At 69.0% G+C, this 18,744-nt stretch carries 16 protein-coding genes; 9 read left to right on the top strand and 7 right to left on the bottom strand.

All coding sequences use genetic code 11. The annotated features are described in order from the left end of the window. The first annotated feature begins 189 nt into the window (after window positions 1-189). The 3 genes from ACNTMW_RS14000 to ACNTMW_RS13990 all read left to right on the top strand — a co-directional run bounded on the left by ACNTMW_RS14000 (window position 190) and on the right by ACNTMW_RS13990 (window position 2,253). Window positions 190-405, top strand: coding sequence for a DnaJ domain-containing protein (locus ACNTMW_RS14000; protein WP_426633952.1), 216 nt, complete (start codon window positions 190-192; stop codon window positions 403-405). Between the two features lie 53 nt (window positions 406-458). Next, window positions 459-1,622 (top strand): glutathione-independent formaldehyde dehydrogenase, encoded by a 1,164-nt coding sequence (locus tag ACNTMW_RS13995; protein WP_426633951.1) that lies wholly within the window; start codon window positions 459-461, stop codon window positions 1,620-1,622. Between the two features lie 67 nt (window positions 1,623-1,689). Continuing rightward, window positions 1,690-2,253, top strand: a complete 564-nt coding sequence (locus ACNTMW_RS13990) for a type 1 glutamine amidotransferase domain-containing protein (protein ID WP_426633950.1) — start codon at window positions 1,690-1,692, stop codon at window positions 2,251-2,253. A gap of 3 nt (window positions 2,254-2,256) precedes the next feature. On the opposite strand, the gene ACNTMW_RS13985 is transcribed toward ACNTMW_RS13990, so the two are convergent. Continuing rightward, complete coding sequence (locus ACNTMW_RS13985; protein ID WP_426633949.1) at window positions 2,257-2,442, bottom strand: hypothetical protein; 186 nt, start codon at window positions 2,440-2,442, stop codon at window positions 2,257-2,259. Between the two features lie 560 nt (window positions 2,443-3,002). Between ACNTMW_RS13985 and ACNTMW_RS13980 the strand changes: the two genes are divergently transcribed. Beyond that, window positions 3,003-4,427, top strand: coding sequence for an NAD-dependent succinate-semialdehyde dehydrogenase (locus tag ACNTMW_RS13980; RefSeq protein WP_426633948.1), 1,425 nt, complete (start codon window positions 3,003-3,005; stop codon window positions 4,425-4,427). An 81-nt stretch (window positions 4,428-4,508) separates the two neighbouring features. After that, on the top strand, window positions 4,509-4,772 hold the full coding sequence (locus ACNTMW_RS13975) for a hypothetical protein (protein ID WP_426633947.1): 264 nt from the start codon (window positions 4,509-4,511) through the stop codon (window positions 4,770-4,772). Window positions 4,773-4,831: 59 nt separating this feature from the next. Here the strand turns inward: ACNTMW_RS13975 and ACNTMW_RS13970 are convergent, their stop codons facing one another. Next, entirely contained in the window at window positions 4,832-5,851 is a 1,020-nt protein-coding gene (locus ACNTMW_RS13970; protein ID WP_426633946.1) for an Lrp/AsnC family transcriptional regulator, read from the bottom strand. A gap of 514 nt (window positions 5,852-6,365) precedes the next feature. Between ACNTMW_RS13970 and ACNTMW_RS13965 the strand changes: the two genes are divergently transcribed. Then, entirely contained in the window at window positions 6,366-7,514 is a 1,149-nt protein-coding gene (locus ACNTMW_RS13965) for an FAD-dependent oxidoreductase (RefSeq protein ID WP_426633945.1), read from the top strand. A gap of 107 nt (window positions 7,515-7,621) precedes the next feature. Here ACNTMW_RS13965 and ACNTMW_RS13960 read toward each other — a convergent pair whose 3' ends face one another. The 3 genes from ACNTMW_RS13960 to ACNTMW_RS13950 form a co-directional block, all read right to left on the bottom strand. Next, a complete protein-coding gene (locus ACNTMW_RS13960; RefSeq protein ID WP_426633944.1) occupies window positions 7,622-9,067 on the bottom strand; it encodes an aldehyde dehydrogenase family protein in 1,446 nt (481 codons plus the stop codon). Between the two features lie 8 nt (window positions 9,068-9,075). Next, the gene (locus ACNTMW_RS13955) at window positions 9,076-10,755 is read right to left on the bottom strand and encodes an amidohydrolase (RefSeq protein WP_426633942.1); all 1,680 of its coding nucleotides are present in this window, start codon (window positions 10,753-10,755) and stop codon (window positions 9,076-9,078) included. 98 nt (window positions 10,756-10,853) lie between these two features. Beyond that, entirely contained in the window at window positions 10,854-12,284 is a 1,431-nt protein-coding gene (locus ACNTMW_RS13950) for a purine-cytosine permease family protein (protein ID WP_426633941.1), read from the bottom strand. Between the two features lie 661 nt (window positions 12,285-12,945). Here ACNTMW_RS13950 and ACNTMW_RS13945 point away from each other — a divergent pair. Then, window positions 12,946-13,515, top strand: coding sequence for a helix-turn-helix domain-containing protein (locus ACNTMW_RS13945; protein ID WP_426633940.1), 570 nt, complete (start codon window positions 12,946-12,948; stop codon window positions 13,513-13,515). Window positions 13,516-13,524: 9 nt separating this feature from the next. Here ACNTMW_RS13945 and ACNTMW_RS13940 read toward each other — a convergent pair whose 3' ends face one another. After that, window positions 13,525-13,902: an FKBP-type peptidyl-prolyl cis-trans isomerase gene (locus ACNTMW_RS13940; RefSeq protein ID WP_426633939.1), complete on the bottom strand. Its 378-nt coding sequence runs from the start codon at window positions 13,900-13,902 to the stop codon at window positions 13,525-13,527. 94 nt (window positions 13,903-13,996) lie between these two features. Here ACNTMW_RS13940 and ACNTMW_RS13935 point away from each other — a divergent pair, with 94 nt between their 5' ends. Together ACNTMW_RS13935 and ACNTMW_RS13930 are read left to right on the top strand one after the other, a co-directional pair. Beyond that, the gene (locus tag ACNTMW_RS13935; RefSeq protein WP_426633938.1) at window positions 13,997-14,962 is read left to right on the top strand and encodes a NucA/NucB deoxyribonuclease domain-containing protein; all 966 of its coding nucleotides are present in this window, start codon (window positions 13,997-13,999) and stop codon (window positions 14,960-14,962) included. Between the two features lie 328 nt (window positions 14,963-15,290). Further along, window positions 15,291-15,521, top strand: coding sequence for a hypothetical protein (locus ACNTMW_RS13930; RefSeq protein ID WP_426633937.1), 231 nt, complete (start codon window positions 15,291-15,293; stop codon window positions 15,519-15,521). 85 nt (window positions 15,522-15,606) lie between these two features. Here ACNTMW_RS13930 and ACNTMW_RS13925 read toward each other — a convergent pair whose 3' ends face one another. Then, window positions 15,607-18,702: an ExeM/NucH family extracellular endonuclease gene (locus tag ACNTMW_RS13925; protein WP_426633936.1), complete on the bottom strand. Its 3,096-nt coding sequence runs from the start codon at window positions 18,700-18,702 to the stop codon at window positions 15,607-15,609. Window positions 18,703-18,744 lie beyond the last annotated feature (42 nt).

The following is an 18,744-nucleotide window of genomic DNA, read 5'->3' as shown; positions in this document are numbered from 1 at the left end:
ACGGACTCATGCGGGACCGGCCACACCTCCGCCGGCGATCAGCGGTTAGCGGCGATGTGCTGACCTGCTCCCCGCCCGCCCCGGACGCGGTGCCGGGGACCGTGGTCGAGATGATCCGACCGGGATACGCGGCCGTCGACATCCTGCTACATCCGGTGGCGGTGGCGGTGGCCGGAAAGCGGGAGTGAGATGGCGAGGGGCGATCGGGACTACTACGACATCCTCGGCGTCCCGCGCGTCGCCGGCCCGCAGGACATCCAGCGGGCCTACCGGCAGCTCGCCCGCCGCAACCACCCGGACGTGAACAAGGAACCCGGCGCCGAGGAACGGTTCAAGGACATCACCGAGCCGTACGACGGGACCGCCGGGCAGCCCGGGCAGCCCGGGCACGAGTGGATGCCCTGAGCGTGGGTAGGTCGGTTGGCCGGAAGACAGCACCTTAAACCCCGGAGGGCCAGATGAAGGCTGTCGTCTACGACGGGCCGCGTAACGTCAACGTCAAGGACGTGCCGGACGCCCGGATCGAACGTCCGACCGATGCTCTCGTGAAGATCACCACGACGAACATCTGCGGTTCGGACCTGCACATGTACGAGGGTCGCACCGACTTCGAACCCGGCCGGATCTTCGGCCACGAGAACCTCGGCGAGGTGGTCGCCGTCGGCGACGCCGTCGACAAGGTGCGCGTCGGCGACATGGTCGTCCTGCCGTTCAACATCTCGTGCGGGTTCTGCGAGAACTGCGAGCGAGGTCTCACCGCCTTCTGCCTCACCACCAACCCGGATCCCCGGATGGCCGGTGCGGCGTACGGGTTCGCTGACATGGGCCCGTACAACGGCGGCCAGGCCGAACTGCTGCGGGTGCCCTACGCCGACTTCAACTGCCTCGTCCTGCCCGAGGACGCCCGGGACTCCGAGCGGCAGCGCGACTACGTGATGCTCGCGGACATCTTCCCGACCGGCTGGCACGCCACCCGGTTGGCCTGCCTGAACCCCGGTGAGACCGTCGTCATCTACGGGTCGGGACCGGTCGGGCTGATGGCCTGCCACTCGGCGATGATCCAGGGCGCCAGCAAGGTCTGGCAGGTCGACTGCCACCCCGACCGGCTCGAGCTCGCGGAGCGGATCGGTGCGATCCCGATCAACTTCGAGCAGACCAACCCGATTGACAAGATCATGGAAGACACCGGCGGCAAGGGCGCCGACCGGGGATGCGAGTGCGTCGGGTACCAGGCGACCGACGCGCAGGGCTCCGAGCACCCGAACATCACGCTGAACAACCTCGTGAACTCGGTGAAGTTCGCCGGCACGATCGGCGTCGTCGGCGTGTACGTGGCGCGGGACCCGAAGCACCCCGACCCGCTGTACAAGGCGCATGACGGCGAGGTCGCCTTCGACTTCGGCGAGTTCTGGATCCGGGGCCAGACCATGGGGACCGGCCAGTGCAACGTCAAGAACTACAACCGGCAACTGCTCGCCCTGATCGTGGCGGGCAAGGCTCGGCCGTCGTTCGTCGTCTCGCACGAGCTTTCGCTGGACGCCGCGCCGACCGGATACGAGCACTTCGACAAGCGCGAACAGGGCTGGACCAAGGTCGTCATGCATCCGGACGGCGGTCGCTGACCGGTATGGCCGACACGGGCCGGCTACCCCGGCCCGTGGCACGACCTTCAATCGCAGGAGGCACGACATGGCACGGGAACTGCAGGGCCGGAAGATCGCGATCCTGGCCGCGGACGGTGTGGAGCGGGTGGAGCTCGTGATGCCGCGCGGCGCGCTTTACGGCGCCGGCGCGCAGAGCGATGTGATCTCACTCCACCCCGGCGAGATCCAGGCGCGTCAGTTCGACCTGATCTCGGCCGGTACCGTGGCGGTCGACCGGGTGGTCACCGACGCGAAGGTCGACGACTACGACGCGCTGCTCATCCCGGGCGGCACGGTCAACCCGGACAACATGCGCATCAACCAGGCCGCCGTCAAATTCGTCAAGGAGTTCGTGGCCACCGGCAAGCCGGTCGCCGCGATCTGCCACGGTCCCTGGATGCTGGTCGAGGCGGACGTCGTACGTGGACGCCGGGTGACCTCGTGGCCGAGCGTGCGGACGGACCTGCGCAACGCCGGGGCGGAGGTCGTCGACGAGGAGGTGTGCATCGACGGCCAGTTCACCACGAGCCGGTCGCCCGCCGACCTGCCCGCCTTCTGCGCGGCGATCGTCGAGCAGTTCGCGAAGGCCCGCCAGCGGGTGCCGGGTTAGGCCCTACGGGGCGGCACCGTCGGCGACGTTCTGCTTGCCGAAGTTCTCCGGGTCGTCGAGGTCCCGGCTGACGGCGGCCGCCTTGTCGATGTACGAGCCCGCGTCCATCGTCCAGCCCAGCAGCGCGGCGAGGAACGCGTTGCGCTGGTCTGGCCGCAGCCGACGATCCTGATCCGCGGCGGTAGCCATGGCATGATCCCATGACGATAGTTGCCAATGCGAAATATCCTTTCACCCGGCGGTCTGACGCCGAGCAGACGACCGACCCCGAGCCGGCGGCAGGCCGCCCGTAGGCTGCAGAACGTGATCGACAAGATCATGATCTAAAGCTGCTGTCGGCCGCCGAATGGGCGGCAGCCGAAGCCCCGGGCCACCGCGACGGTTCGGCGCACGACCGGCGTGACGGCTTCATCCACCCTCCGGCCCCGACCAGGTCGTCGAGACGGCGCAGCGGCACTTCGCCGGGCAGACCGGGCTGGTCCTGCTCGCCGTGGACCCGGACCGGCTCGACGAGGATCTCCGGTGGGAGCCGTCGCGAGGGGGCCACGCTCTTTTCCCCATGTGCACGGGCCGCTGCCGGCGCATGCCGTCATGGCCGCGTACGCGGTACCCGATGACCGGCCGGTCGCGGCGGCGGTGGCCGCGCTTGGCGAGCTGAACGACAAGCAGAGCTGACGACGAAGCGCCGCCCGCGCGTTCGATGCCACCTCCGCTGGGCAGTGGGTCAGGAACACGCCCGAGGAGACATCATGACCGCCACGCCATCAGTCGCGCGCACGTCGATCAAGAGCGTCAATCCGTACCACAACGAGGTACTGCGCGAGTTCCCCGCGATGACCGACGAGGAGGCCGACCGAGCGGTCGACCAGGCTCACCGGACGTTCCAGGAGTGGCGGTGGCTGTCCGCCGGGGAACGCGCGCAGGTCGTACGCCGGGCTGCTGACCTGATGCAGCAGCGCCGCGACGAGCTTGCCCGCACCGTGACCTTGGAGATGGGCAAGCTCATCGAGGAGAGCTACGGCGAAGTGGATCTCGTGGTCGACATCCTCCGGTACTACGGAGAGCAGGGGCCGGAACTCCTCGCCGACGAGCCGATAACCGTGGACGAGGGCACGGCGGTCGTGGCGAACCGGCCGCTCGGCGTGCTCCTGGGCATCATGCCCTGGAACTACCCGCTCTACCAGGTGGCCCGCTTCGCGGCGCCCAACCTGGTTGCGGGTAACACGATCCTGCTCAAGCACGCGAGCAACTGCCCGCAGTCGGCACTCGCGCTCGAACAGCTGTTCCGTGACGCCGGCGCTCCCCCCGGCGGCTACACGAACCTGTTCGTACGGGGATCCAGGGTCGGGCGGATCATCGACAATCCACTGGTACAGGGCGTCTCGCTGACCGGCAGCGACCGGGCCGGTGCGAGCGCGGCCGAGCGGGCCGGGCGCAACATCGACAAGACCGTACTGGAGCTCGGCGGGAGCGACCCGTTCATCGTGCTCGACGGCAAGGACTTCGACCGGACCATCGACGCCGCCGTCGTCGGCCGCCTGGGCAACACGGGGCAGAGCTGCGTGAGCGCCAAGCGGATGATCGTCCTGTCCGACATCTACTACGAGTTCGTCGACCGGCTGCGCCAACGGTTCGAGGCGCTCACCCCGGGCGACCCCATGAACCCGGCGACGACCCTCGGTCCCCTGTCGTCCGAGGGGGCCGCCGAGAACCTCGTGAGCCAGATCCGCGACACCGTCGCGCAGGGCGCCGCCCTGGTGACCGGTGGCAGGCGCATCGACCGGCCCGGCGCCTTCGTCGAGCCGACGATCCTCACCGACGTACGCCCCGGCATGCGCGCCTACCACGAGGAGCTGTTCGGGCCGGCGGCCGTGGTGTACCAGGTCGCCAACGACGACGAGGCCGTCAGTCTGGCCAACGACAACCCGTACGGGCTGGGCGGCGTCGTCATGTGCCGGGATCTCGACCGGGCCCGCCGGGTCGCCGAGCGGCTCGACACCGGCATGGTCTGGATCAACCACCCCACCTCGTCCCGGCCCGAACTGCCCTTCGGCGGCATCAAGTGCTCCGGGTACGGGCGGGAGTTGTCCTACCTGGGGATCAAGGAGTTCGTCAACCGGAAACTGATCCGCACCTTCCCGACGACCTCGGCGATCGGCTTCGCCCAGGGCTGAGCAGCATCGATACGCACGATGGGGACCGGGCGCGCTCAGTGCCGCCGCGCTGGAGCCGACGGCGTTGAAGACCGGCCGGGCGTGACGGTGGCCGTGCGGCGACTGGAGGATCAGCTGGCCGCGGGTACCTGGCAGGCCCTGGGCGAGAGCGATCCACCCGTCGCCTCGTGGCACGAGGCCTACCGGCGGTTCGGGACCAACCCTCGCCGTTCACGGCGCAGCATGGACACGCTGAGCCGGCGACCGTCCAAGAACGGGAAGCTGCCCCGGGTGCACACGGCGGTCGACGCGTACAACCTGATCTCAGCCAGCTACGGCACGCCGCCACGGTGTCGCTGGCGCTGATCGACGCGGGCACGCCGGCGGCGACGTTGGAGGCGGCCCGGCCCGCCTGACACGGAGCGTCAGTTCTCCAGCGTCACCGGCTGGACCGCGCGGTAGTACAGGTCCAGGCAGAGCAGCAACTCGGTGTGAGCCACCCCGGTGAGCGTGCGGATGTCGGAGTCGACAAGGTGCATCAGGTCGCGCGAGTCGCGGCAGACCGCCTCCACGAAGATGTCGAACCGCCCGGCGCAGGTGACCACGTACTTGATCGACGGCAGCTTGGTCAGGGTGTCCGCGAGATCCGTGATGCTGTGGCCCGGGGCGCATCGGATCGCCATCCAGGCCTGCATGGCAAAGCCGAGACTGCGCGGGTTGGCGATGGCGGTGATGCGAATGGTCTTCTCTTGGAGCATGCGGGTGACCCGCTTGCGCACCTGGGACTCCGAGATCCCGAGCCGCTCGCCAACGAGCCCGAACGGCAGCCGCCCGTCGGTGCTCAACTCAGCCACGATCCGCCGGTCCGTGCCGTCGAGCGGCGCGCGCGCCTCAGCCTGGCCGTTCCCGCCATTGCGCTGTCCCACGTCCCAGACCGGTTCCTGGTAGTGCAGCTGCAGGTACGGGAAGACCTCGGCCGACCGGACCCCGGGCGCCCGGACGAACGACTCGTCAACCACGGTCAGCAGTTCGGCGGTGTCCCGGCACAGCACCTCGACCAGCGCGTCGTAACGGCCGGTGGTGATCACGGCGTAGTCGACCGCGGGCAGCTTCGCCAACGACTCGATCAATGGTTTGATGCCGCGCCGCCCATCGACGCGGATGCCGACCAGAGCCGCGACGGTGTACCCGAGGACGGCCGGGTCGGCCACCGTCGTGATCTGGATGACCCGGCTCTCCAGCAGCTCGTTCACCCGTCTGCGGATGGTCTTCTCCGGTATCCCCAGCTCGCGCGAGATCGCGGCGAAGGATCGCCTGCCGTCGAGCTGCAACAGCCGGATCAGTGACCGGTCCAGCTCGGAGAGGTGCGCGCGGTTGTCTGCGTCGCCGGGCGACGGGAAGGTCGCGCCCGGGAAGCCGGACACCAGGTACGCCGATCCGTGCATAGCGGTCACCATAGTTGTCGGGTTGTCCCGTGCCGATGCCGCGCTAGACACCGCGGTCCCCTGGGGCCCGCCCCGCGACACGCTCCATACCGGCTGTCCTCCTCGAGTTCGCGACGCGTGGCCGGCCGGGTGGTTACGGACCGCCAGCGACTCCCGTGTACCGAACTCTATCGGCCCGATGGTGCTCTCATTTCATGGAATCGACGATATCCAGCCACCAGATGCGCGTACAGCGGCGGAATTCGGCCGTTTACCGCGACGAGTAGCCGCTCCAGCCCGCAACTGACGCCTTGTTTCGACCGAACGGGCGAGCTGGTGGCCCCCACGGAGACTGATAGCGCCATGAAACACACGAGCTACGACGGTTTCATCCCTTGACATGTCGTCTTCAGACTGATTACGGTCTGCACGCGGCTCACGTGAGCGGCGTCCCACGCGCGGTCTACAGCACGATCCGACTGCGGAGCAGCCGCGTCGATTCTCAATATGCCTGTGTTGGTGGAAGGACGTTCGAATGCCATCTGGAGTGCGTCATGCGGAGGTCGCCGGAGGAGGACTCGGTGGGTTGACCGTAGCTACCGCGCTCGCGCAGCGCGGGTGGAGCGTTCGCCTCCACGAACGTGGCAGTGAGCTGCGCGAGATCGGCGCCGGCATCTTCATGTGGGAGAACGCGGTTCGCGTCCTCGAGCATCTCGGCGCCTTCGACGAGGCCCTCGGCCGTGCCGAGCGCATCGAGAGCTGGCGGCTGTTCGACGAGCGCCAGCGCCCCATCCAGGACGACTGGATGAAGTCCGACGACGTACGCCTCTACACCGTGCTGCGCACGGACCTGCACCGCGCGCTCGGCAACGCCGCGAAGCGCGCCGGCGTCGAGATCGTCACAAACTCGCTGGTCGCGGGCGCCTCCGAGGATGGCGAACTGTTCCTCGAGAATGGCACGTCGCACAAGGCCGACCTCATCGTCGGCGCCGACGGCGTGGGCTCCGCGGTGCGCAACTCCATCGGGCTGAACATCGAGGTCAAGGACCTCAGGGACGGTTGCAGCCGGCACCTGGTCCCACGGCTCCCGCACGACCCGGTCAACCACGCGCTCGAGTACTGGAACGGCGGCCGCCGCGTCGGCATCACGCCCGTCTCCGACGAGCAGGTCTACATCTACACCTGCTGCCCGTCGACCGACCTCGCCGGTCGCGAGCGCCCGTTCAACGTGGAGTCGTGGAGCGCGTCGTTCCCGCACCTGCGCCACTTCTTCAACCGGATCCCGAACGTCTCCCGCTGGGCGTCGTTTGCGGACGTCCGCTGCCACGGCTGGGTCAAGGGCCACGTCGCGCTCGTCGGCGACGCCGCGAGCGCGATGTCGCCGAACCTGGGCCAGGCCGCGTGCCTGGCGATGACCAACGGCTACGCACTGGCGATGATGCTCGAGGGCGCCACCAACATCCCGTCGGCCCTCCTCGGCTGGGAAGCGCGTCAGCGCCCCGTCACCGACGCGACGCAGAAGTACTCGCGCCTCTACGGCAAGGTCGGTACGCGCTGGCCCCGCCAGCTGGCCGATGTCCGTTCCGCGCTCATCTGGGCGGCCGGCAAGTCGAAACCGTGGCAGGCGAAGGTGAACGTCGCCGCGCACGCGGGCGCCGAACTGGTCGGCAAGGTCGCCAAGTAGTCGACACAGACCCAAAGGGGGCGGGAGCGGCATACGCCACTCCCGCCCCTTTGCACAACGTGATCGTGAAGGATTCGGGGCGTCATGACGCCCCGAATCCTTCACGATCATGAGAGCTGGGCGAGCACCATAACCTTCTCGTGCGTGAGGTCCTCCATCGCCGAACGCACGCCCTCGCGGCCCACGCCGGACTCCTTGACGCCGCCGTAGGGCATCTGGTCGGCGCGGTAGCTCGGCACGTCGCCGACGATGACACCGCCGACCTCCAGCTCGGCCTGCGCCCGGAACGCGACCCGGAGGTCGTGGGTGAACACGCCCGCCTGCAGCCCGTACCGCGAGTCGTTGACCGTCGCGAACGCGGCGTCGACCCCGTCGACGGTCGTCACGGTGAGCACCGGCCCGAAGACCTCCTCGCCGGAGAGCTTCACGCCCGCGGGCACGTCGGCGAGCACGGTCGGCGCGACGGTGGCGCCGTCGCGCGTACCGCCGGTCAGCAGCGTGGCGCCGGCCGTGACCGCCTCCCGCACCCACTCCTCGACCCGCTCGGCGGCACCGACGTCGATGAGCGGACCGACATCGGTGGTCTCGTCCCACGGGTCGCCGGTACGCAGCGCACGCACGGCCGCCACGAGTCGGTCGAGGAACCGGTCGGCGACCGACCGGTCCACGAGCACCCGCTGCACCGACACGCAGGACTGTCCGGCCTGGTAGTTGGCGAAGGTCGCGATGCGCGATGCCGCCCAGTCGAGGTCGGCGTCGCTGCTCCAGTCCGGGCAGACCACGGCTGCGGCGTTACCGCCGAGTTCGAGGGTGACGTGCTTGCGCGGGACGGCGTCCCGGATCGCCCAGCCCACCGGCCCGGAGCCGGTGAACGACACGACCGGCAGTCGCGGATCGGCGACCAGGTCGGCGGCGCGCTCGTTCGGCACGACGACCACCGAGACCATGCCGGCCGACAGGTCGGTCTCGGCCAACAACTCCCCCAGCACAAGCGCGGACAGCGGCGTCTTCGGCGCGGGCTTGAGCACGATCGGCGCGCCGACCGCGATCGCCGGGGCGATCTTGTGCGCGACGAGGTTCAGCGGGAAGTTGAACGGCGCGACGCCCAGGACCGGTCCGCGCGGGACCCGCTGGATCATCGCAACCCGGCCGGTGCCGCCCGGGTCGGTGTCGAGCCGCTGCAGCTCGCCGCTCCACCGGCGGGCCTCCTCGCTCGCCAGTCGGAACACCGCCGCCGCGCGGGAGACCTCGGCCCGCGCCCACTTCAGGGGCTTACCGGACTCGGCGGTGATCAGACGGGCGATCTCGTCGGCCCGTTCGAGCAGTCGCCCGTGGACGTGGTCGAGGGCGCCGGCCCGCACGTGGGCCGGTAGCGCAGCGGCGGCGCCCCGCACCGCGTCGGCGGCGGCGACCGCCGTCTCGACCTGCTCCGGCGTGGCGAGGCTGACCAGACCCGCCGGTCGGCCGTCCCACGGGTGGACGACCTCGAGAACGTCGTCGGACCGCGCTGGAAGACCAGCGATCCAGTTCGGCTGCACCTGGTCTCCTGTCATGTCGGGGCTCATGCGGTGACATCCTGGGCGCCGGCACGGACGTGGACCGAGCGACCGCCGAGGAAGACCTGATCGACTTCGATTCCGGCGATCTCGTCCTCGGCGCAGGTCAGCGGGTCACGGTCGACGATGATCAGGTCGGCGAACTTGCCCGGCTCGAGCGAGCCGCGGTTGCCGTCCTGCCCCATCGCCGCCGCGGCGTTGAGCGTGTGCATGCGCAACGCCTCGATCCGGCTGATCGTCTGGTCCGGCTCGATCGGGTCACCGTGGAACGAGTGGCGGCTCACGCAGCAGGCGATGCTGAAGAACGGGTTCGTCTGCCGCTGCTCGGAGCCGATCCAGACGTCGGAGCTGCCGGAGATGGGCCACCCGTCGTCGAGCAGGCGCCGGAACGGGAACTGGCCGCGGCGCGCGTACTCCCCCACGTAGGTCGGGATGAACTCGCCGAAGTTGTACAGGAAGACGGGCTGCGGTACGGGGATGATGCCGGCGCGCCGCCACGCCTCGGTAGCCCACTCGTAGTCCGGCACGAAGTTCCCGGCGTGCTCGACCCGGGGCCGCAGCGCTCCGGCCGGCAATTGGATGCCCTCGAACGCTGCGCACACCTCCTCCTGGGCGCGGTCGCCGTTGGCGTGCACGGCCAGCTGAAGGCCGGCCTCGGCCGTGCGCCGCAGCGCCTCGGCGAGCTGCTCGGCGCTCAGCGCCACCGCGCCGCAGTGGTGGCCGTGCGGGTCGAGCGCGTATGGCCGTTTCATGGCGGCGCTGGCGGCGGAGTACCCGCCGTCGGAGAACATCTTCACCCCCTGCACCCGGATCAGGTCTTCCGGCGAGTCGAATCGCAGCCACGAGCGGTGGTCGCACGCCTGGTCGAGCGAGACGGTGCCGGGCACCCACAGGTAGAAGTGCATGCGGGCGGCCAGCGTCCCGGCGGCGAGGTTGGCGTCGTAGTGGCGCATGCCGTCGACGGTCTCGGAGATCTCGCCGATGGTGGTCACACCGTGACGCGTGAACAGTTCCGTGATGCCCTCGGCGATGGCCGTGCGCAGTTCGTCCGCGCCGAGGCCGGGAAGCGGCAGGAGGTTGTCCATCTCCTTGACGATGCCGGTTGGCACGCCGCCCGCGTCCCGCTCCACCGTCGGCATACCGGTGATGCTGTGTGTCACCGCCTGGTAGTCGGCGTCGATGCCGGCGAGCTCAAGGGCCCGGCTGTTGAGGACGGTGAGGTGCCCGCCGCAGCGCAACGCGATGGCCACGGTACGGCTGACCGAGTCGAGCTCGGCACGGGTCGGGAAGCGCTTCTCGGCGAGCTTCTGGTCGTAGAACAGGTTGGCCTCGCCGACGAGCCAACCGTCACGCGCCTGCGGCAGCGCGTCGGTGAGCGTGTCCAGGACGTCGGAGATCGTGGCACACTCCGGGGCGCGGCAGTCGACGGTGAGGTACCGGGTGCGGGCCGCGACCTCGCTGTGTGCGTGTACGTCGACGAAGCCCGGCATTATCGTGCGCCGCCCGGCATCGAGGACCCGGGTGCGCGATCCGATGTGGTCCCCGGCGCGTTCGCGAGGGACGACGTCCAGGATCCGCCCGTCCCGGATGGCCACGGCCGCCGGACCGGAGATCTCCCGGCCGCCCATCGTCAGCACCTGGTCGGCGAAGATGACCTCGTCGGCTGCCTGCGCGTCTTGCTGCATCGATCCTTACCTGTCTTTCGAGATGTTCGGGTGTTCACCGCACGCGCGAAGCCGGCGGTCCGAATCCGACCGCCGGCGACGCGTGCGAACTGTTCGCCTTACAGCGCCACGACCTGGCGCTCCGCGCCCGAGCCACGCTGGTAGGACTCCGTGGCCCGAAGGTTCCGGCAGATCAGCAGGTACAGCACCCCGGCGACGAGCAGACCCACCACGAACGAGAAGTCCGCGCCGCCCAGCGCCTTCGTCACCGGCCCGACGTAGAAGCTCAGCGAGAAGAACGGGATCATGGCGATGAACCCGGCGAAGTACGCCGTGAGCCCCCGCCAGGACCACTGGCCGTACGCGCCACGTGGGTTGACGATGTCCTCGACGCTGTAGTGGCCGCGCCGGACGAGGTAGAAGTCCACCAGGTTCACCGCGGTCCACGGCACCAGCAGGTAGACCATGATGCCGAGGAACGTGTTGAAGGCGCCCAGGTAGTTCGCCGGCATGACCAGGGTGAGCACGGTGCCGATCACGCTGACGATGAGCAGGCCGACGATGCGCATCCGCAGCGTCGGATGCACGTGCCGGACACCGTCGACGATGGTCGCGCCGGTCAGCATGGCGCCGTAGGCGTTGACGCCGGAGGTGCCGACCATCGCGGGGATGGTGCTCAGCGCGATGATCGCGCCGAAGCCGGGGAACAGGTAGTCACCCACCTGGTGCAGCGCGCTGATCGCGTCCGGCTCCTTGATGTAGGCCCCGATCAGCGCCCCGAGGCAGCCCATCCAGCCGGCACCGACCATCGCGCCGACGAAGGTCCAGCCGATCAGCTTGCGCTGGGGAGTCTCCTCGGGCAGGTACCGGGAGTAGTCGGACACGTAGATGGCGTAGCTGATCTGGTACCCGCCCGCCGCGGCGAACTGCACCAGGAACGCCTTGAACGACCAGCCGCTGGCCACCGGGGTGGCGCCGTGCACGGGGTAGTGCACGATCATGACGATGGTGAGGATCGCGAAGACGACGATGATGAAGTAGCTCGACCACCGCTGGAAGGTGTGCAGCAGGTCGTGACCGACGATCGCGATGACGAGCGCGATGACCGAGAAGACGACGTACCAGACCTTGCCGCCGGGCAGCACCACCGAGATGGCGTCGCCGCACAGGATGAAGTAGAAGACGTTGTAGCCGATGTAGATGAAGACCGCCACCAGCATCGGGAACATCGCGCCGCGGGCGCCGAACTGGGCCCGGGACTGGATCATCTGGGGCAGCCCCAGGAGCGGGCCCTGGTTGGCGTGCAGCGCCATGAACAGGGTACCGAACGCCATGCCGGCGATGAGGGCGAGCAGCGTCCAGCCCAGCCCGAGCCCCATCGACGGGCCGATGAAGCCGATGAGCAGAGACGGCAGGACCATGCCGCCGGTCATCCAGAACGGCCCCTGCTCCCAGGCCTTGCCGTGGCGTTCGTTCAGCGGGATGTAGTCGATGGATCTGGTTTCGACACCCGAAATCCCCTGCTGTGCGCCCGGTCCGTTACGTGCCATCTATGTGTGCCCTTCATTGGTAAGAGTTGCCGCTTGCTTGGCCCGCGTTCACGACTCGCCGGTGTCCCGACGGAAGGTCTCCCGACGGCAAGATTCGCTAGCCCCACTCCAGTGAGCCGATCTCCCAGCCGTCCAGCCGGCGCGGGCGGCCGCGATGAACAGTCGCCGGGCCTCGGTGACGGTGATCCGCTCGTCGGCCTCGACCTCGGGGTTCGGAGTGGCTGCGCCGTGCCGGGCAGGGACGCCGATTACGCCCAGAGGCGGATTCCGGCGCCGATTCCGCGCAGGTCCCGCCCGCGCTCGGTTACGCTGACCGACCAGGCACGGTGTGCCAGCGCGGTCGCTACCGCGAGCCCCGTCAGACCGGCACCGGCGACTTCTACGTGCCCTCGCGTACTCAAGGTCAACTCCTGATCTTGGCACCGCCGGGACCGGTTGCCGGCCGCCGAACTGTAGTTCTACTTCAGTTCTCGAGAAATTACTTCAGTGAACTGACGCACACAAGACCCGCAACGGCCGAAATTTCCCGCATCCGCCGCGGGGGTGAAAAAGGCGCGCCGACCGGCACCGGCCATCTCGGGCGCGTGCCGCGTATCCGGCGCGGCGCCGGCGGCACTATGGTCGAATTGACACTCGCGTACCCCGACAGATCGGCTTCCCCTTGACCAACCAGACCCGTGGCCCTGCCCAGACGCTGGGACAGCGCATCCGCGAGGTGCGCCGGCGTAAGGACGTTACGCTGCGCAAACTCGCCGACGAGGTCGGGGTGTCCGAGAGCTTCGTCTCCCAGGTGGAGCGCGGCGTCGCCAACCCGTCGATGGCGACCCTGCGCCGGATCGCCGACGCCCTGGGCGAGAGCGTCGCCTCGCTGTTCGTCGGCACCGAGACGAGCGGAATGGTGGTCCGGGCCGGAGAGCGCAAACGGATGGCCCATCCGGCCGGCTCACTCGACGACTACCTGCTGACGCCGCCGGGCGCCAAGACGTTGCAGATCGTGTACTCCGCCATCGCGGTGGGCAAGGGTTCGGGCGACGAGCCGTACACGCACGCCGCCGACGAGGAGTGCATCATCGTTCTCACGGGACAGCTGGACGTGGGCGTCAACGGCGAGTCCCACCGCCTCGCCACGGGTGACGCGCTGCTGCTCGACCCCAAACTGCCCCACACGTACCACAACCCGGGGCCCGAGCCGACGACGGCGCTCTGGGTGATGACCCCGCCGGTCTACTGAAACCGCGGTTTACCGCACCCCGAGCAGGTCGACGACGAAGATGAGGGTCTCGCCGGGCTTGATGACGTTGCCCGCGCCGCGGTCGCCGTACCCGAGGTGCGGCGGGATGGTCAGCTGCCGGCGCCCGCCGACCCGCATTCCCTGCACGCCCTGGTCCCAGCCGGCGATGACCCGGCCGCCACCGAGCGGGAAGGTGAACGGTGAGCCCCGGTCCCATGAGGCGTCGAACTGCTCCCCGGTCGAGTGCGCCACGCCCACGTAGTGCACCACCACCTGGTCGCCCGCCTTCGCCTCGGCGCCCTCACCGACGACCAGGTCCTTGATCTGCAGCTCGGTCGGCGCGTCGCCCTCGGGGAAGTCAACCGTCGGTTTGGTCATACCGCCCACCCTAGATCACGAGCGGGTCGGCCGCCGCGAGCCGCCCTCTGGTTGCCGGGTCGGGCCGCGGGGCGCACGCTCGACGCATGGCGGTTTGCGAGGTATGCGGCAACGACTACCGGATGTCGTTCGAGGTCCGCACGGGATCCTCGGCCCGCCGGTCACCAAGACCGCCGCGCAGTGGAGCGCGGACGCGGGCAGCGGCAGCTGGACCAGCTACTGGGTGACCTCGAACGAAGACGTGGGCACCATCACCGACAAGGTGCTGTTCCACCCGTTCGTGTTCAAGGCCACCTACCAAGACAGCGGGACAGCGCTATCCAGCGACCACTTCATTCGGTGCGACTCCGCCGACTACTTCGCCGGCCGGCCGAAGGCGTACGTGATGTGGGACGTCGTGCCGCACCTGCAGTACCGGATCAACAACACGGACAGCACGCCAACCGACGTGCACGCCGTCGCCGAGCACATCAAGTTCGCGTTCGAGCATCCCAACGACACCTACCCGCGGATCCCGGGCCGCGACAAGCGCATCCCCGGCCGCTACGTCGGGAATCTGGACAACAACTACCTCGAACGCGTCTCGTACAACAGCCCGGATCGGCTCGCCAACAGCGCCGAGAAGGACCGGGCCTGCCAGCGGACCGCCCCGTGCCAGGACACCGGACTCCCCCAGCCACCCGGTCCCGGTGAGCAGTGTGACGAGTTCCCGTTCGCGTCAACCAAGCAGGGCGCGGCCAGCCCCGACTGGGACTTCTCGGTCCGCGCCGTACCGACTGGCAACAACGGAAAACAGGTATCGCACTGCGCATGTACTACAACGACGACCGTATCCTCTATTACGACAACGACTTCTTCTACGTCGAGATCAAGGACAGCTGAGCGTGACCGCCGTCGCCGGCCGCGTCGACTCGGATACGTCCACCGGCGGCGGACCAGGTCCCGATGCCAGCGCAGCAGCGTGCCCGGCCACACGAACAACCCGTCCCACAATCGGCGGGGCAGCAGCCGTGCCAGGCCGGCCCGCACCGCCCGGTCGGCCCAGTCCACCCGCGGCCGAGCGACCTGACGCCGCAGCACCACCACCTCGTGACGCAGCACCAGAAGCTCGACGTCTCTGGCCGCCGAGTCTCGGGCCAGCAACACCACCCACTGCATCAGCCGCGAGAACACCAGGTAGACCAGTCGCAGTGCCACACCCCGATCATCCCGACAAGCACCGGCCCCCGAAACCAAGCTCAGCTGCGACGGACGACTTTCTGGCACCCACAGGCCGAGCAGGTCGTGCTGTGCGAGCATGACCACAGCGGGACCAACCCGGTCGCGCCGGCCGTTATCGCCGCTACCGCTCGGACCGCGGATACCACGTCATTCTGGAAGGCATCCTCATACACCGGGTGGACCACGTCACGGGGACCCAGTCACCGGCGCTGCTCGGCGACGACAAGGACGCCTACGAGGCCGAGCTACGTCAGGCGTTGGCCGCAGCAAACCCGTCCGGCCGCTACACCCAGGTGATTCGGACCGAGGCGATCATCGTCACCAGGCCGGGATATCAGGCGTCACCCGACGCGGCACGTATGGATCTTCGCCTGATTGGCGTTGGCCTTGGAAGTCCACGCGCGTGATAGCCACTGGAGACTTCCAAGGTCGCGCAATAGGACCGGGGCCGCCTTCGCGTGGAAGGCGGCCCCGGCTTGCGCTTCCGTCGGATCAGCCGACGCTCTTCCACGGGCCGTTCGGCTTGCCGGGGAGCTGATTACGGGTCCACCACTGCGCGACGTACTTCTTGCCCTGGTAGACGACGGTGTCACCGGTGTCGAAGATGCGCGACGCGGTCCAGATGGCGGTGCCGTCAGCGGCGGTCGCCATCTCCTGCCACGGGCCGTAGGGGTCGCCCGGGGCCTGGTTCTGGGTCCACCAGAGGGCCTGCCACGTGGAGCCCTCGTAGGAGACCTTGTCGCCGGTGTTGTACACCTTCGAGGCGCTCCAGGCCGGCACGGGCGGCGTCACCGGCGCGTTCAGCCCGACGACGACCGGGTTGTGGTCCGACGCAGAGAACGGGTCGCTGCCGTTGAACAGCAGGGTGGCGTTGTAGTTGTAGCGGCTGTAGCCGTAGGCCACCGCCTCCTGGGCGTTGACCTGCCACACGTCCGCCCCGGTGACCAGCGCGCGTGCGGCCGCGCTGGCCAGCACGTGGTCGAGCGAACCCTGCAGACCGTTGTAGCCGTACGTGTACTCCGACGGGGAGAGGGTGGAGCCGAGGTCGGTGTAGCCCTTGTCGTACAGCACCCGCAGCGGGTCCTCGTGCGTGTAGGCGTTGAAGTCGCCGACCAGGAAGATCCGGTCCGTGCCCAGGCCTGCCGCCACCTGCGCGGCGAAGGCGGTCGTGTCCTGCGCCTCACGGACCCGGGTCGCGTTGTACGAACCCTGGTTCACCGCCGGCGAGGACGTGTCCTCGATGTCGCCGTCGTACAGCGGGGTCCCGCTGCCCTTCGACTTCCAGTGGTTGGCGACGACCAGGAACGCGTCGGCGTCGGTTGCGCCGGCCTTCTTGAAGGCCTGCGCCAGCGGCTGGCGAGCGATCGAGAACGGCTGGCCGGGGCCCGAGTCACCGGTGAGCACCACCGACGACCCGACGAGCGCGACATCCGCCGGCTTGTAGATGAACGCCATACGGATCACGTCCTGTTGGGAGAGCGGCGGCAGCTTGTCGTCGGCCGGGGAGGGCACGTACGCCCACACCTTCGAGCCGGCGGCGGCGTTGAGCGCGTCGACGAGGCCGGCGAGCGCGGCGTCCCGCGGCTGGCCGAACTTCGCGGCGTTCTCGACCTCCTCTAGCGACACGACGCTGGCACCGAGCCGGTTGATACCGGTGACGATCTTCGCCTGCTGCCGCTGGAAGTTGGCGTCGTTTGCGGCGCCGCGCGGGCCGGCGCTGTTGCCGGGGCCGCTGCAGGTCTTCACGGTGATGCGGTTGCCGGCCCGGTCGGTGTAGTAGGTGCAGGTGCCCAGGCCCTTGGCGACGTACGCCTCCCCGGTCAACGGGAAGTAGTTCTGGACGTTGAACGTCGCCAGGTGGACGTTCCCACCGACGGCGGCCGGCTGCTGGTTCGCCGCGCGGGTGTCGCTGAAGGTAGCGACCGCGTGGCCGTCGTCGGTCACCTGCTGGGTCGGCTGGAGGTTCCACAGCGAGAACCGGTAGTCGAGGATCAGCGGCTGGTGGAAGGTGACCTTCGAGCCGACGCGGACGGGGTTGTTCTGCGTGAGCCACGGCAGCGGCACACTGGTGTACGTGCTGCTGCTGTAGTTCCAGCTCGAGCCGTCGTCCAGGGTCACCATCCGGGCGGCGTTGTCCGCGACCACGGCCTGCGCCTCGGCGCTTCCAGCGGCGCCGACGTCGGTGGGCTGGCGCAGCGGACTGTCACCCGCGGCGAGGGTGAAGGAGCCGTAGTAGTTCGCGTTGTAGTTGTCCGCTATGGTGAAGTCGCCCTGGGGCGCGATCAGTTCGCCCTCGTGCGCCTCCTTCTGAGCATCCGTCGCGAGGTGGGACCACGCGATCACGAGCGGCTTGACGGGGGGCAGCGCCTTGGCGAGCTTCGTGACCGTCGGGAAGGTGATCTCGGTCTCGCCCTGGTACTCCGCAACAGTTCCGGTGACCTGGACGCTGTCGCCGATGCTGACCTGGCCGGCCGAGTCCGAGCCGAACACGAAGATCGCGTCGGAGGCGCCCGGCGTGGCGTCTTCCGCCTCGGTGCCGCCGGCGCCGCCAGTCTGCATGAAGAAGCCGTTGAACCCGCCGGTGGCATAGACAGCCGTCACGACGCCTTCGGTCGTCACGGTCTTGTCGACGTACGGCGACGTGTCGGTGTTCGTGCCCTGGACCTCTGCGATCGGCAGGACCTTCGTCTCGGACGCGACGTTGAAGTCGAATGACGCCGAGCCGCTCGCGCCGGTCGAGTCGGTCGCGGTGACCACGACCGAGGAAATGCCGGCCGCGGTCGGGGTGCCCGAGACGACCCCGGCCGAGGAGATCGCCAGGCCCGCGGGCAGCCCGGTCGCCGTCCATGTGTACGGCGCAGTGCCACCCGAGGCGCTGAGGGTCAGCGGCGCGATCGAGGCGCCGATCGCCGCATTCTGGGTGCCGGGGTTCGTCACCGTGACGGCCGCCGTGCCGCCGTCGGACGCCGCGTTCTGCGGCGTCGGGGTGGCAACGTGGAAGTCGGCAGCGTTGTTGTCCGTGTCCTTACCGGCCGCGTCACGCTGATAGCTCAGGACGACCGAGTTACCGGTCGCAGCGGTTCCCTCCGGGGAGTTGCTGTTACCCCAGCCGATCTTGTCGATGACGGTGATGTCGGTGGGGAGCACGCCCGAGGTGCTGGCCGCGATGAAGAGCGTGCCACCGGCCGCGCCCGGGTTGATGCTGCCGCCGGTGTTCAGGTCAGGCGCCGGCAGCGATTCGCCGCCGGCGCCGTTGCTCGGCAGTTGGATGAGGAAGTGGCCGTGCGCGGCCACCGTCCCCGACAGCGCGAACACCTGCGCACCGCTCGGCACGACGGTGCTCGTGGGGGCGCGGTACTGCAGGGTGTCGCCGGTGAGCGAGATCGCGCTCGACGTCGGGTTGTAGAGCTCGATGAACTTGTTGATGTAGCTCGCACCGGACGAGCCACCGTTGACGTACGCCTCACTGATGACCAGACCCGTCCCCGCCGTGTTGGCGGACGCCGCGGCGGCGAACAACGGGCTGGCTAAACCAGCTGCTGACAAGGACAAGGCGACGGTGACTCGCCCTATGAGCGCACGGGGCATGGGCTCGGACCTCCAGGTGGTGGGGATTCGGCACCGATGTTT

It is taken from the genome of Planosporangium spinosum, assembly GCF_049999945.1.
Classification (GTDB): Bacteria; Actinomycetota; Actinomycetes; order Mycobacteriales; family Micromonosporaceae; genus Planosporangium; species Planosporangium spinosum.
This window is presented reverse-complemented; position numbering and strand designations above follow the sequence as displayed.